The 13874-nt window shown below is 45.4% G+C and carries 15 protein-coding genes; 13 read left to right on the top strand and 2 right to left on the bottom strand.

Features of this window, described 5'->3' with window-relative positions; all coding sequences use genetic code 11:
• Window positions 1–166 precede the first annotated feature (166 nt).
• From QF049_RS01710 to QF049_RS01730, 5 genes are all read left to right on the top strand, one after another.
• Window positions 167–1387, top strand: a complete 1221-nt coding sequence (locus tag QF049_RS01710) for a MalY/PatB family protein (RefSeq protein WP_307534378.1) — start codon at window positions 167–169, stop codon at window positions 1385–1387.
• Window positions 1388–1628: 241 nt separating this feature from the next.
• Entirely contained in the window at window positions 1629–2306 is a 678-nt protein-coding gene (gene ung, locus QF049_RS01715; RefSeq protein ID WP_307534380.1) for a uracil-DNA glycosylase, read from the top strand.
• A 200-nt stretch (window positions 2307–2506) separates the two neighbouring features.
• Window positions 2507–2926, top strand: a complete 420-nt coding sequence (locus tag QF049_RS01720) for a hypothetical protein (protein ID WP_017687369.1) — start codon at window positions 2507–2509, stop codon at window positions 2924–2926.
• Between the two features lie 232 nt (window positions 2927–3158).
• Window positions 3159–3743, top strand: a complete 585-nt coding sequence (locus QF049_RS01725) for an LOG family protein (protein ID WP_017687370.1) — start codon at window positions 3159–3161, stop codon at window positions 3741–3743.
• A 120-nt stretch (window positions 3744–3863) separates the two neighbouring features.
• Window positions 3864–3992, top strand: a complete 129-nt coding sequence (locus QF049_RS01730; RefSeq protein WP_255319930.1) for a hypothetical protein — start codon at window positions 3864–3866, stop codon at window positions 3990–3992.
• A 221-nt stretch (window positions 3993–4213) separates the two neighbouring features.
• On the opposite strand, the gene QF049_RS01735 is transcribed toward QF049_RS01730, so the two are convergent.
• Window positions 4214–4480: a hypothetical protein gene (locus QF049_RS01735; RefSeq protein ID WP_307534383.1), complete on the bottom strand. Its 267-nt coding sequence runs from the start codon at window positions 4478–4480 to the stop codon at window positions 4214–4216.
• 229 nt (window positions 4481–4709) lie between these two features.
• Here QF049_RS01735 and QF049_RS01740 point away from each other — a divergent pair, with 229 nt between their 5' ends.
• From QF049_RS01740 to QF049_RS01760, 5 genes are all read left to right on the top strand, one after another.
• Window positions 4710–5447 carry a glycerophosphodiester phosphodiesterase gene (locus QF049_RS01740; protein WP_307534385.1) on the top strand — a complete coding sequence of 246 codons (738 nt, stop codon included), beginning with the start codon at window positions 4710–4712 and terminating at the stop codon, window positions 5445–5447.
• Between the two features lie 272 nt (window positions 5448–5719).
• Window positions 5720–6775 carry a FecCD family ABC transporter permease gene (locus QF049_RS01745; RefSeq protein WP_036614761.1) on the top strand — a complete coding sequence of 352 codons (1056 nt, stop codon included), beginning with the start codon at window positions 5720–5722 and terminating at the stop codon, window positions 6773–6775.
• Between the two features lie 2 nt (window positions 6776–6777).
• Complete coding sequence (locus QF049_RS01750; protein ID WP_091028555.1) at window positions 6778–7809, top strand: FecCD family ABC transporter permease; 1032 nt, start codon at window positions 6778–6780, stop codon at window positions 7807–7809.
• A gap of 44 nt (window positions 7810–7853) precedes the next feature.
• A complete protein-coding gene (locus QF049_RS01755; protein ID WP_307534390.1) occupies window positions 7854–9569 on the top strand; it encodes an ABC transporter ATP-binding protein in 1716 nt (571 codons plus the stop codon).
• Window positions 9570–9803: 234 nt separating this feature from the next.
• Complete coding sequence (locus QF049_RS01760) at window positions 9804–10133, top strand: hypothetical protein (protein ID WP_307534392.1); 330 nt, start codon at window positions 9804–9806, stop codon at window positions 10131–10133.
• 205 nt (window positions 10134–10338) lie between these two features.
• On the opposite strand, the gene QF049_RS01765 is transcribed toward QF049_RS01760, so the two are convergent.
• Window positions 10339–11253: a carboxypeptidase-like regulatory domain-containing protein gene (locus QF049_RS01765; RefSeq protein ID WP_307534394.1), complete on the bottom strand. Its 915-nt coding sequence runs from the start codon at window positions 11251–11253 to the stop codon at window positions 10339–10341.
• A gap of 196 nt (window positions 11254–11449) precedes the next feature.
• Between QF049_RS01765 and QF049_RS01770 the strand changes: the two genes are divergently transcribed.
• From QF049_RS01770 to QF049_RS01780, 3 genes are all read left to right on the top strand, one after another.
• The gene (locus tag QF049_RS01770) at window positions 11450–12031 is read left to right on the top strand and encodes a DUF3221 domain-containing protein (RefSeq protein ID WP_307534396.1); all 582 of its coding nucleotides are present in this window, start codon (window positions 11450–11452) and stop codon (window positions 12029–12031) included.
• 180 nt (window positions 12032–12211) lie between these two features.
• Window positions 12212–13297, top strand: coding sequence for a DUF3626 domain-containing protein (locus tag QF049_RS01775; RefSeq protein WP_307534398.1), 1086 nt, complete (start codon window positions 12212–12214; stop codon window positions 13295–13297).
• Window positions 13298–13592: 295 nt separating this feature from the next.
• Window positions 13593–13772, top strand: coding sequence for a ribbon-helix-helix domain-containing protein (locus QF049_RS01780; protein ID WP_307534400.1), 180 nt, complete (start codon window positions 13593–13595; stop codon window positions 13770–13772).
• Window positions 13773–13874: the final 102 nt, after the last annotated feature.

Genomic DNA, 13874 nt, shown 5'->3' on the forward strand with positions numbered 1-13874 from the left:
TATCACTTTTTCTCGGAAATACCTATTTTGAAGAAACAATAAGCTTCATTTGTTTCGTCAGAATAGATTGTATTGCATTTGATGCAATTCCTGCATCATGAAATAATAGGTGTAATACGACATGAAACGACAATGAAAAAGTAAAGCAGATAGAGGAGCAGAAGCTATGAAATATAATTTTGATGAGATTATCGACCGCACAGGTACAAATGCCATGAATACGGATGGTTTCCGTCAATATATTTTTAACGCGACAGAGGACATGACTTTTCCATTCAAAGATGAAGAATTTATTCGCATGTGGATTGCAGATATGGAATTTGCCACACCTCCCGAGATTCTGGATGCAGTTAAGGAGCGTCTGGACCGTAGAATTATGGGTTACTCTCAGGTATTTGATCCGGCATACTATGAAGCTGTCTCGAACTGGATGAAAAGATACTATGACTGGTCCTTCGCGAAGGAGCATTTGGAGACCTCAAACGGGATCATTCCCGCTTTATATGAATTGGTGGAATATATCTGTCAATCGGATGAGAAAGTAATGATCGTGACCCCGTCTTATGGTTTCTTCAAGTCAGCTGCGGAGCATAACAATCTTGAACTGGTGTGTTCGGATATGATCAACGAGCAGGGGCGTTACTCCATTGATTTTGAGGATTTTGAAGCCAAGGCGAAGGATGAGAAGGTAAGGGTATGTATTTTCTGTAACCCGCATAATCCATCTGGACGTGTCTGGACAACGGAAGAGTTACAACGTGTGGGTGAGATCTGCCTGCGAAACAATGTATGGGTCATTTCAGATGAAATTCACTGTGATCTGCTGCGGACTGGAAAAAGACATACGCCACTTGCGAAGCTGTTTCCCGATACGGATCGAATCGTTACATGTATGTCTCCGAGCAAAACATTCAACATGGCTGGTCTGATGTTCTCCAATGTCATCATTCCGAATAAGGAACTTCGAGATATCTGGCAGGCACGCCATTATGGTTTCAAAAACCCACTGAGCATCGCTGCCACTCAAGCGGCTTACGAAACGGGTGATGAATGGCTGAAACAATTAAAAGGTTATCTAGACGCCAATTTCGCCTGCGTAGAACAGTATGTGAAGCAGCATCTGCCACTGGCTGTCTTTCACATCCCGGAAGCCACGTATCTGGCCTGGATTGATATCTCGGCATATGCTCCCGAGCATGTAAGTTTACCTTTATTCTTCGCGGAGCAAGCGGGTGTATTGCTCGAAGATGGTCATATGTTTGTAGCCAATGGTGAGGGTTGCATTCGGTTGAATCTGGCTTGTCCCCGTTCTGTCCTTCAGGAAGGATTACGTAGAATTAGCAGTGTGCTTGTGAAAGAAGTCGAAGAGGTACCCGTTCAAGTGTAAAGTCATCAAGTCATCACGCAATAGCGAGGTGACTTTTTTGTATGAGTATACTGAATGTAGCAAGAATACGATTAATTTCGAGGTGAACGTATACCCTGATGTGCAATTCTGGTCTGCTGTCCCCGGTTATGTTAAAATGGTGGATAGTCTATGAGTTGCATGGCATGTGGCTCTCAGAAGGAAGAGTCCAGTAGTTGGGCTGAACGAAACTGCATTCACCAGGGGAAAGGAGCCTATACATATGTTTGGAAACGATTGGGACAAGGTGCTTCAGGAAGAGACAGAAGCCGAGTATTTCAACAAGATTCGTTACACTCTCGCCGCCGAGTACAAAACGCAGACGGTCTTTCCGCCCAAAGAAGACCTGTTCTCCGCACTGAAGCTGACGCCATATCATCAGGTTAAGGCCGTTATTATTGGTCAGGACCCTTATCACGGAGCGGGACAGGCTCAAGGATTAAGCTTTTCGGTTAGACCCGGGGTACGCGTACCGCCTTCTCTGAAAAATATATATAAGGAACTTCATGCCGATCTGGACCTGCCAATTCCGAATCATGGATCTCTGGTTCATTGGGCACAGCAGGGAGTCCTGCTATTAAATGCTGTTCTGACGGTTCGTGAAGGTCAGCCTAACTCGCATCAGGCACTAGGGTGGCAGACATTTACGGATGCTGTTATTCGTGCGTTGAATGAACGTTCAGAGCCAATGGTATTTATGCTATGGGGCAGTCATGCCCAGAAGAAAGGTGCTTTTATTAACAGGGACAAGCACCTGGTACTGGAGTCTACACATCCCAGTCCGCTGGCTGCACATCGTGGATTCCTCGGCAGTCGTCCCTTTTCCAAAGCCAATGATTTCTTGACCTCCAAAGGTATTGAACCGATCGATTGGACGATACCGGAAAACGATATAAGTTGAACTAATCATTTACACAATAACGGAGAGGACAGAAAAAACCTGAAAAAGCGAAGCGTTCGCCTTTATACCCGGATTTTTCCCTTCGGAAAAGGAAATCGAAAAAATCTGGGGATAACAGCGATTGGAAGGTTGTTCTGTCATCGTAGTGTCTGTGTAAATAATCTGTAGTCAACTTATATAGACAGATGGAGGTGAGAACATTGCGACATTGGATAGGACGAAAAGTAGCGGTATATCGTGCAACAGGCATACGGGAGCCATTGAAGGGAACGCTGGTCGAGTGGGATGAAGAAGCGGAATGTGTACGGATCGGACCGAAACGGATCAAGGTATCGTTTGACAATATCGCAATGATCAGACCTCTTCCCGAAGAGAGTCTTCCCTTAAAGAAAGCACGTTCTGAGGTGCACAAGGTTGGATATGTGATGAAAAAGGCAATTCAGTTCGAAAATGCGATCTATTTCAAGTCACAGGTTATGATCTGGCGCCGGGCCAAAATTGTAGCGTTATCCACGACGATTCTGCGTCATGACGAGGATCAGGTTGAACTTGCAGATGGTCGGGTTCTTCGTAAAGACAAGCATATGTTTGTCGTACGTTCACGCCGTGGGATACGTTAGTTATACGAAGATTTAATATTCATTTCATGCAAAGATCATACGGATTTAATGTTCGGTCTGTATATTAGATAGTAACAACCCCTTCTAAATTGATGTGTATTGAAATGGGAGCCCGGCCGGCTGCAAACGGTCGGGTATTTTTTTGTCCATTGATTCTGTTAACCTGTTGTACATACCCATTACATTCATGTTGTATACTATTAAAATAGATCATGAGAAGGAGTGAAACCCAATGAAACGTATAGCTGTTTTTGCAGGCTCCAATCCGGGAAATCACCCCGATTATACAGAGAAGGCTGTTCAACTGGGCAAACAGATTGCTGATAGCGGTTATGCACTGGTCTATGGTGGTTCTTGCATGGGCTTGATGGGTGCAGTAGCCGATGCTGCTCTTGAGCAAGGGGGAGAGGTTATCGGGGTTATGCCTACCGGATTGTTCCGGGGCGAGGTTGTTCATGGAGGGCTCACACAACTGATTGAAGTGGGAACCATGCATGAACGGAAGGCTACGATGGCCGAATTATCCGATGGATTCATTGCACTTCCTGGAGGTATGGGTACATTTGAAGAACTATTCGAGGTACTGTGCTGGGCACAGATCGGTATTCATCGTAAGCCTGTCGGTTTATTGAATGTCAACGGATATTATGGACCGCTGATGAAGATGGTAGAACATAGCGTACAGGAAGGATTCTCCAACACCTCCCATCTCAGCCTGTGGAGTCTGGAAGCTGATCCGGCTGAACTAATTAAACAAATGTCATCCTATATTCCTGCAGAGCTGACTCAGAAGTGGTCACAACTCAACGGGAAATGAGTGCATAAGAAGACGGGCCTGATCCCACTCGTTCCTCGGGAGAATTTTCGATCTGCCCAAGCAAGTTGCGCTATCGGACATAGTCTATAGTGTACTTCGATGAAGAGGGGAGTGTCACTGATGAGCGAGCTCAAAGGTACAGGTTACGGATATTGCGGAGGCTTCGGTGGTGGAGCATGGACATCAACAGGTGCAATTCTGGTATTGTTCATTCTGTTGGTTATTATCTCTCGCACATTCATTCTGTAATTCGGTCAGTATCTCGGGACGGGGATCAAGCTGCAGAGGCAGCGCCCGAATAAAAAAATGACCTTTCCAAAGAGACGCCGGTATATGCCGGCGTTTCAGGGGAACGGTTTTTTGACGTTTCCAGCATACGTTAAGTAATTGAAAAAGCAAAAACCTGCCCCTGAATAAGGTCAGAAGCAGGAGAGAGAGCCTCCTGAGCCATTAGCTGCGTAACAAGCAGCTTACACCACAACAGCAGTTTGATCCGGATTACTTAACGATTTCCAGGCGATATATAGCCCGATGGCGGCTGCAATTAAGGAGAGTATTGCTGCAACAATAGCCAGCTGATCCAGTATGTTGGGTGAACTGGAGTTAAGAGAACGCTGATTAGCCGTCTTGCCGGATTTGTTTTTGATATGGACAGATGATCTGGAAAGCCTGGAAGCCGACTGTAACTGGGATGTGTGAGGACGCGTAGGTATCGATTTTTTCTTTGGGGGATTCAATAGTCAACCTCCTTATACGGAGTTCAGTGCTTCCATCGTTCATACTATGTTATGTCGATTTTCAGATTGAGTTCGCAAAAATGAGTGAATCCCCAGCCCGTTGATGTTGAACCCGGTCGCTAGTATTAGCGAAGCAGGTAACCCATTATACGCTCTGTTAATACAGGTCTAACAAACCGTGTTTATAGTAAGGATCATAGAGTGAAGCTTGAACACAGGAGGCGCTGGAATGAGGAACATGGAGATTATTGCCCATCGCGGTGCATCTGCCGTATGCCCGGAGAATACGATGAGCGCTTTTGAACGGAGTCTAGAGCTTGGAGCAACAGGGATCGAAACCGATGTGCAGATGACGAGTGATGGCAGACTGGTACTGATTCATGATGAGACGTTAAGCCGAACTGGCGGCGCAGAAGGCTGGGTTAAGGATACAACTTACGATCAATTGCGCGCACGGGATGTCGGGTCCTGGTTCCATGCTGATTTTGCCGGGGAACGTATTCCTTCTCTGGAGGAGTTATTCAAGCTGGTACAGGGGAAAGGAACCCTGCTTAATCTGGAATTGAAAAATGGTATTGTGAGTTATAAGGGGATGGAAGAGAAGGTTATACAGGCGATCCGGGAGTGGAATCTGGAGCAACAGGTCGTGCTGTCAAGCTTCAATCATGCTTCGCTCGTGAGATGTAAACGTCTTGCCCCGGAGATCCGTACAGCACTTTTATATATGGAAAAGTTGTACCGTCCCTATGATTATGCCGCCAAACTCGAAGCTTCCGGCCTTCATCCCTACAAGCTGGCAGTCACACAAGAAGATATTGCTGCTGCACTGGCACATGGCATTGTTACTTATCCATTTACGGTGAATGATCCTGCCGAGATGCAGGCCATGATTGACATGGGTGTGCAAGGAATCATTACCGATGTTCCGGATGTCCTGGTATCCTTACTTACGGTACATGCCCGTTAAACGAGTCTGTATTTTACATGTTCTACATATGTAATGATAAGGCTGTGTTCGAGCTTTTTGGCTCCTGCGCAGCCTTTTTGCGTGTAAAATTGTGTGCAAATCTTCATATATGCAATAAACATGTCCTATTTGTCCATTGCCAGAGCCCGTGGATTCACTTACAATGGTCTATGGGAATGAGAATCAATATCATTAAAGTTCGGTATTTATAGAGAGGTGATTGTTATGTACATAGGTTTGAGCAGCTCCACTCATAACGAGGGTGGGCGCGTATGAGTTCACAAGCTTCACCAGAAAAACATAATCCGGATTCACCCACAGCGAAGATACACACTCGTCCGTGGGCAGCCACACTTATTCTTACAGGGGGAGTTTTGCTACTCGCTCTGGGTATGGCGTTGTCCATTTCATTTGGCGCTGCTGATATTAAGCTTAGTGTAGTCTGGAAGGCTATCTTTGATTTCAATCCTGAGCTGACTCCACATCAGATCATATGGGAGATTCGATTACCACGTATCCTTGGAGGAGCAATGGTAGGTGCATGTTTCGCTGTAGCTGGTGCGATCATGCAGGGCATGACTCGTAACCCGCTGGCCGATTCAGGTCTGCTTGGGTTGAATGCGGGAGCTGGATTTGCGCTTGCAGTTTGTTTTGCCTTCTTCCCTGGCTTGCCATTTATGTATATCATCATGTATTCCTTCCTTGGAGCAGGGCTTGGTGTCCTGTTGGTGTATGGTTTTGGTGCAGCTTCCAAATCGGGTCTTACACCACTACGCCTTGTGCTTGCAGGTGCGGCTGTATCAGCGATGTTGTCGGCACTCAGTGAAGGGATTGCATTATATTTCAGGATTGGACAAGATCTGGCTTTCTGGACAGCGGGTGGTGTAGCCGGAACGAAGTGGTCTCAACTTGAGGTCATGTTCCCATGGGTACTCGCTGCACTAATCGCAGGTCTTCTCATCTCCCGTTCCATTACTCTGCTTAGTCTCGGAGAAGATATTGCGGTGGGCTTGGGGCAACGTACTGGGCTGATCAAGCTCATAGGCCTGATTGTTGTACTGATTCTCGCGGGTACGGCTGTATCCGTGGTGGGTGCGGTCGGTTTTGTTGGACTCATTATTCCCCATCTCACGCGGAAGCTGGTTGGGGTCGATTATCGCTGGATTATTCCATGTTCCGCTGTGATGGGCAGTCTGTTGCTTGTATTTGCGGATCTGGCCGCACGTATGATTAACCCGCCGTACGAGACGCCAATTGGCGCATTGGTTGCCCTCATCGGGGTACCATTCTTCCTGTATCTGGCGCGTAAAGAAAGGAGGACTCTGTAACGATGGAATCCTCAACAATAGTTGGAGCAGAGCGCAAGAAGAGAACCAAGAGTACGATTGTCCTCATTGTACTTGCCCTATTAATTATTACGGCTTTTGTGGTGAGCATGAACACAGGTTTTACCAAGCTTTCGCCGCTCGAGGTGATGCGAACTCTGTTTGGTGGAGGCACGGCGAAACAGGAATTGATTCTCTTTGAATTCCGTCTGCCACGTATTGTGATTTCGGTGCTGGTCGGGGCCGGACTTGCGTTATCTGGTTGTATTTTGCAGGGAGTATCTCGGAATGCGTTGGCAGATCCGGGGATCCTCGGGATTAATGCAGGTGCTGGTCTGGTCGTCATGTTATTTGTTTCCTTTTTCCCGACAACGACAGCAGCGCCGGTATTTCTTTTGCCAATTCTGGCCCTGATCGGTTCCGGTTTTGCTGCATTTCTGATCTACGTTCTCTCTTACAAAAAAGGAGAGGGCATCCTTCCTACGCGTATGTTGCTTACAGGGATCGGGGTAGCGGCGGGAATCAGTTCTGCCATGATCGTGCTTACGTTACGGCTTAGTCCGGAAAAGTATCAATTTGTAGCTACCTGGATGGCAGGCAGCATCTGGGGTTCGAACTGGAAATTTGTAACGGCATTACTGCCGTTTCTGATCATTCTTGTCCCGCTTGTCCTGTATAAGGCACGTGTATTGAACGTACTGAATCTGGGGGACCAGACTGCAAGCGGACTCGGGACTCCGGTTGAGCGTGAGCGACTGATTTTGCTTGCGGCTGCTGTAGGACTTGCCGGCTCATGTGTATCTGTGAGTGGGGGGATCGGTTTTGTAGGTCTGATCGGACCGCATTTGGCGCGTCGTCTGGTGGGTCCAAAACATCAATTCCTGTTACCCGCATCTGCACTGATCGGTTCATTGCTTGTACTGGTTGCAGATACGCTGGGTCGTGTCATCCTACAGCCTTCGGAGATTCCTGCGGGGATCCTGGTTGCCATTATTGGTGCGCCATACTTCCTGTACCTCTTAAGCAAGACGAAATAGAACGTAATCATCATTGTGTGGTTGCATAAGGAGGACATTGGTCCATGCTTCGCCGTTTCTTTGCCTATTACAGGCCTTACAAAAAGCTCTTTATTCTTGACTTTAGCTGTGCGATTCTGGTCGCGCTGCTTGAACTTGCTTTTCCACTGGCGGTCAACCGGGTAGTCGATGATCTGCTGCCAGGCGGCCGCTGGGACTGGATTCTATGGGCGTGTCTGGCATTGCTCGGCATCTATTTATTGAATTCATTCCTGAACTTCGTGGTTACCTATTGGGGACACAAGCTGGGTATTAACATCGAGACGGATATGCGTAAAAGTCTGTTTAATCATGTGCAGAAGTTATCGTTCCGTTTCTTCGATAATACAAAAACAGGACACCTCGTGTCCCGCATGACTAACGATCTGATGGATATCGGTGAGATTGCCCATCATGGTCCAGAGGATGTATTTATCGCGGTCATGACGCTAATTGGTGCATTCAGTATCATGATGAGCATTAACGGAAATCTGGCGGTGTTAACCTTTATCATCGTGCCGTTGATTATCTATCTGTCGCTCTACTTTGGTAGCAAAATGTCCAAGGCATTCAGTCGAATGTTCGGAGATATTGCGGACTTCAACGCTCGTGTAGAGAACAATATTACAGGTATCCGTGTTGTTCAGGCTTTTGCTAATGAAGAGCATGAAAAAGCACAATTCGCTGTGAACAACGGTCGTTTCCGTCAAACCAAACTGATCGCATACAAAATCATGGCCTGGAACTCCTCTGTCAGTTATATGCTGATGAAGCTGGTATCCCTCTTTGTTCTGGTATGCGGAACATGGTTTGTCATTAAAGGCAGTATGACCTACGGTCAGTTCATTGCATTTATCATGCTGTCCAATGTGTTCCTGACACCAATTCAGAAGATCAACTCGGTTATTGAGACGTATCCGAAAGGGATTGCAGGCTTCAAACGTTATACGGAGCTGCTTGATATGGAGCCGGATGTGGAAGATCGTCCAGGGGCCGTTACGGTATCCCATTTGCGTGGAGATATTCGTTATGAGCAAGTGACCTTTGGTTATTCCGATCAGGAACCTGTTCTCAAAGGTATCGATCTGAACGTGCAAGCAGGCGAAACCGTCGCTCTTGTCGGTCCATCCGGGGCGGGTAAAACAACATTGTGCAGTCTGCTGCCACGATTCTATGATGTGCTGGAAGGTCGCATCACGATTGATGGGCAGGAGATTCAGAATATGACGCTGGATTCCTTGCGTAGTCATATCGGTATTGTACAACAGGATGTATTCCTCTTCGATGGAACCATTCGGGAGAATATTGCCTACGGCAAGCTGGATGCTTCCGAAGAAGAGATCTGGATGGCTGCCAGACGTGCACAGATGGAACCTTTAATTCAATCGATGCCGGAAGGATTGGATACGTTAATTGGTGAACGTGGCGTGAAGTTGTCCGGTGGACAGAAACAGCGTTTGTCTATTGCCCGTATGTTCCTGAAAAACCCGCCAATTCTGATCCTGGACGAAGCCACATCCGCGCTGGATACAGAAACGGAAGCGGCGATTCAGCAATCCCTTGCTGAGCTGTCCGAGGGCCGGACCACACTGGTTATTGCTCACCGATTGGCTACGATCAAAAATGCAGACCGCATTATTGTCGTTGCTGAACAAGGCATTACGGAGCAGGGACGTCATGAAGAATTACTCGCAGCAGGTGGGGTGTACAGCCGCCTTCACTATGCGCAGTTTGGCGCATAACGTATCAGATGTGGATGTAAAAATGTAAATATGAGAAGTAACGCCATCGTTCTTGACTTGGAAGGAGTCAGGGCGATGGCATTTTTTTCTGTGATGTGAATAGGATGTAGTTCTGGGGTGCTGAATTGTGTCTGCCTGTGATCAGGGGACATGGAAACGGGTAATGATCATCAAGTCTCAAACTTTACTTGGTTAAGATACTCATCATTATTTATAGCGTAGGAGGCGAACGAGATGCAGATGAACGACATGCTTAAAATTCTAATAACCTGTCTATTATTTATTCTAATTTTGTGGTTTCTCATTCAAGGAGTTCGTAAACTTTCCAGTACTCGTGCGGGGTCCGGTTTCCGACGCTGGGGTGGATGGTCCATTGGGCTTTTCATTGTTGGCGCCGTGCCACTCGGTTTTTCGCTATACACAGAGTTCTTTGATGAGCGCCTGGATGCCAACATCGGGTTGGGGCTTGCCATGTTTTTTGTATGGGCTTATTGTGTGATCTTGTTGTGTACGGCGTTGGTGGTATGGGGAAGGTACGTGTACAAGCAGCGTAGAAAGCAGTGAATGGTTTAATAACCTGTTTACGATGGTCACATCTGCATGTTTGGACATAAGAAAAGGCTCATGACCGAATTCGTATAGAGAATTCATCATGAGTCTTTTGGGTTAGTTTATGATTATACTGGAAATTCAGTTCTACAAATACGATAGATGACCATGGGAGACTACTCAGAGGTTATGCTAAGGTTATTGTAAAAGAACCCAAGGTTCAAGGATTCTTTTTAAGAACAAAATTAACTGTGTTATGATCTCCTGGGACTAAATCTACTAATATTACGTGTCTGGGATACCCTGTAAAGTCTGCGGCTAGTGCGACTGAACCTGCCATAGTGCGTCTGAGAATGAAGTATCCTTGAGCATCAGTCGTTGTTCTTGTAGGATTACCACTTATTCTGACCCCAGGCATGGGTACCCCGTTTTCATCAACCACCTGTCCCCTTACATGTGCAGCCTCTTCTAACATTACGTCGATTTGGATCGTTTCACCTGCTCGGATGTATATACGATCTTCCACGTAGGGAACATAGTTGTCACTATCAACCCACATTGCAATGTTTGCACTATAATCGTAATCAATACCCGTTACGGTATATCTGCCATTTTCATCTGTTTCGACCAGGTATGGGATACTTGTAACTTCAATTTTAGCACCAGCGATGGGCTGGCCAGTCTGGTCTTTTACCGTGCCTATGATTGTGGATGGCTCATATAACTGGATGTCATGTTTCACCTCATCACCAGGTCTTAGCGTAAAGGTATCGTATTTATTATATGAAATGTAGGTGATGAAACCATCTGCACTGACGTACAAATACATATCTGTAGAATCTCGTACAACAGCCTCAATATGGTAATTTCCGTTCTCATCTGCTACTGTACTATTTTTCGTTATTTCTCCTAGATGATTGAGTTCATATTCAACATTGGCGTGGGGTACCGCATTTCCTCCTCTATCTGTAACTTTTCCATAAACAACAGCCGGTAGGGTGATATCGTTCTCGTAAGTGGAAGGTGATGCCGCTGAACCAGCAGCATGAGATGTTTCAGCATATGTAATGTAAAGTAAGATAGTAAAAATACATAGCATGAATGATTGAATTACCCATTTTGGACTTTGGATCATACATGATTCCCCCTCATTGATTATATTACCTAATATAAATGATACGTTTTGTATCGAAGGAAAACAAGAGGACTTTTGGTTGTATTTGTAAATCTAGCACTCAAAGTTGACTCCATTGTTATGCAACAATAACCTGATCTGGGACGTCAGCAATAAGAAGTAGAAAGTGAATGCTGTTAGAGGGGGGAAACAACAGTTGTCTAATCTTCGTATCGTTTGTACAATGCTCCCGATCTGGATACTAGGTCTTACGGGATGTGCTGGATCAAACGAATGCAAGTCAGTACAGACTATTGCAAATTCACCGACAGAAAAGGGCTTCTCTGGTTATGTGGTTGAACGCAAAGACAATTCCATTCTTGTTGTTGATCCCACGTTTCAAGATTACAGTTCCAATGGAGGAAAAAGTCGGTATTATCCGGCAAAATGGTTCTCCAATGCGCCTGATCCGCAGATCGGCTCCTATGTTGAAGTCTGGACGGATGGAGGCCCGGAAAATCAACCCTATCCTGGGCAGGCCAGAGCAGAAAAGATAGCGGTATCTTGTCCAGTAGCACCGGATGGTGCGCACATGACGGCTGCGGATGCGATTCGTAGCGGACTGCATTCACTTGATACAGAGAACATGCATATTCCCGTCATAGAGGACACACGGTTTGTTGCAGATACAGGGACATGGACCATTCAGATGCGAGATGCGAATACAGCGAATGAAGGGCAAGTAGTTCATGTGACCGTGAAGGATGAGGAGAAAGTTAAGACACAAGGCGGAGAATAAGGGGTTCATAGCTTTATGATGGTGGAGGAACGCGCGTTGCACATGAATATGATTCAAATTGAAAGAAATGATGTGGATTAGATTCATTGCAAGCTATCATGATGTTTGAACCGCCTGTAAGTTCCCTTACTGTCCATCATGTATTATGGTTTTATAAAAATGGAAAGGAATCTTCTGCTCATGGAATTATCAAGGTCTCAGCAATTAGCTCAAGAGCATGTAACCAATTATGCAAGAAGCCGCAAAAATGAGGCGGAGCAAACCATTAGGGAAATCATTCGTATGTCCAACATCGAGCTGAAGACATTTGAAGATGCTATCACTAAACTAAAATCTCATGCAAGTATCGCGTTACACTTTCACCCAGATCGATTAGATCCGAATATGAAAAGCGTGGCTGAGGCACTACTTGAGCAGGGGTTTTATAAAAGTCAGTTTGAGACTTTCTTATCGAATGGAAGTTTATCCGCATTTCCAGGCGGTGAACGTGACGTTTGGGAGAATAAAATGTTTGGCGGAGCGTACCAAATTAATGGCTCAACCAATAGCGAACGTCCCAAGTATGGGGCACTCAATGTCATGTTACATCCCGATGGACCTGCTCCGCGTTTTGGATCATGTTACTTCCTTTTATCCACTGAGGTCTCTCAGCGTTGCACGTATACATATTTGGATTCTCACCAAGACCCCGAGGAAAAGGGAACGTATGAGGAATTTGACCTGGTTTTGGCTGCTCTTATGAGGGATGTATTTTATAATAATTTTGCCATTGGTGAAAGAAATCTAACAGTTCAAAAGTTAATTGACCATATGCTCATCAATCTTGAGAAATCATTCCGAAATCCATCAAACCAAGAGCCAAATCGAAATCTGGACCATTATATCGAAGCTCAGGTTCATGGTGATATTTCCCTTGAAAAAGATGTAAAGATGCTTGTTGCCGACCCATCATTTAAAGGCACACATACAGGACGAATCTTAGAGCAGATATGTTTAAAGTATTCCATTGATCTCCACTGGCACATGGGCTTTACACTATTAGTAGATGAAGTTCCAATGGATTTTCGAGGTCCTTCGATGCCTTCACTAGCCAAGAGAATTGCAAAAAGTGATTTTATTGATGCAAATAAGATTGGTTCTGCAGCTATGGAATTGAAACAAAACCCAAGCCATTGGAGTGATAGAGGAACCTACACAGAAGTTCTACAAGAGTTGAAATTACTCTGGCATGTCTTAGTGAGATATGGAAAGCCAGTTGACAAGTGAAACGGTTTTCGAAATTAAAAATATTGAATATGTAGTGATAAAAATGCTAAAATACCAACTTCTTTTCCCTACCTGTTTGCGTATCTCCTGAATTTTAAAGTGTTACTCAATAATAGTACTCTAACGACCTTGAGCGGCTAGCCGTTCAAGTTTTTATTATCATTGAAACGGATTACGGACTATAAATTTATCTATGAATCTGCTGTCACAAAAACGAACGTATGTTCTATAATTAAATTGACTTTTTGTCCTTACAATAATATATTATTGTCAGGACAAAAAAAGAGGTGAAGCAATGTCCGCCAAAAAGATGGGGCGGCCTAAATCTGACAAACCCAAAAGCAGAACGATTGAGATACGTGTCGATGAGGACATTATGAACAAGCTCGATATTTCGGCTGAGAAGCTGAATACGAATCGATCAGACATCGTTCGCAAAGGGATTGAGAAGATTTACGACGAACTCCAAAAATGAAAAAAGGAAGCAGCGTAAGTCCCACGAAGAACACGCTGCTTCCTAACCCACAATCACTTGTTGAATGAGCGACTGCATAAATATCCTATCATGTGTAGAACG

Origin of the sequence: Paenibacillus sp. W4I10 (genome assembly GCF_030816325.1) — a bacterium.
Taxonomy (GTDB): domain Bacteria; phylum Bacillota; class Bacilli; order Paenibacillales; family Paenibacillaceae; genus Paenibacillus; species Paenibacillus amylolyticus_B.

Excerpts from the sequence above, each read along its gene's own strand:
- QF049_RS01750 (WP_091028555.1), top strand. The coding sequence starts at position 6,778 with ATGGAATCCTCAACAATAGTTGGAGCAGAGCGCAAGAAGAGAACCAAG.
- QF049_RS01730 (WP_255319930.1), top strand. The coding sequence starts at position 3,864 with ATGAGCGAGCTCAAAGGTACAGGTTACGGATATTGCGGAGGCTTCGGT.
- QF049_RS01745 (WP_036614761.1), top strand. The coding sequence starts at position 5,720 with ATGAGTTCACAAGCTTCACCAGAAAAACATAATCCGGATTCACCCACA.
- ung (WP_307534380.1), top strand. The coding sequence starts at position 1,629 with ATGTTTGGAAACGATTGGGACAAGGTGCTTCAGGAAGAGACAGAAGCC.
- QF049_RS01740 (WP_307534385.1), top strand. The coding sequence starts at position 4,710 with ATGAGGAACATGGAGATTATTGCCCATCGCGGTGCATCTGCCGTATGC.
- QF049_RS01765 (WP_307534394.1), bottom strand. The coding sequence starts at position 11,253 with ATGATCCAAAGTCCAAAATGGGTAATTCAATCATTCATGCTATGTATT.
- QF049_RS01780 (WP_307534400.1), top strand. The coding sequence starts at position 13,593 with ATGTCCGCCAAAAAGATGGGGCGGCCTAAATCTGACAAACCCAAAAGC.
- QF049_RS01710 (WP_307534378.1), top strand. The coding sequence starts at position 167 with ATGAAATATAATTTTGATGAGATTATCGACCGCACAGGTACAAATGCC.
- QF049_RS01755 (WP_307534390.1), top strand. The coding sequence starts at position 7,854 with ATGCTTCGCCGTTTCTTTGCCTATTACAGGCCTTACAAAAAGCTCTTT.
- QF049_RS01725 (WP_017687370.1), top strand. The coding sequence starts at position 3,159 with ATGAAACGTATAGCTGTTTTTGCAGGCTCCAATCCGGGAAATCACCCC.
- QF049_RS01760 (WP_307534392.1), top strand. The coding sequence starts at position 9,804 with ATGCAGATGAACGACATGCTTAAAATTCTAATAACCTGTCTATTATTT.
- QF049_RS01775 (WP_307534398.1), top strand. The coding sequence starts at position 12,212 with ATGGAATTATCAAGGTCTCAGCAATTAGCTCAAGAGCATGTAACCAAT.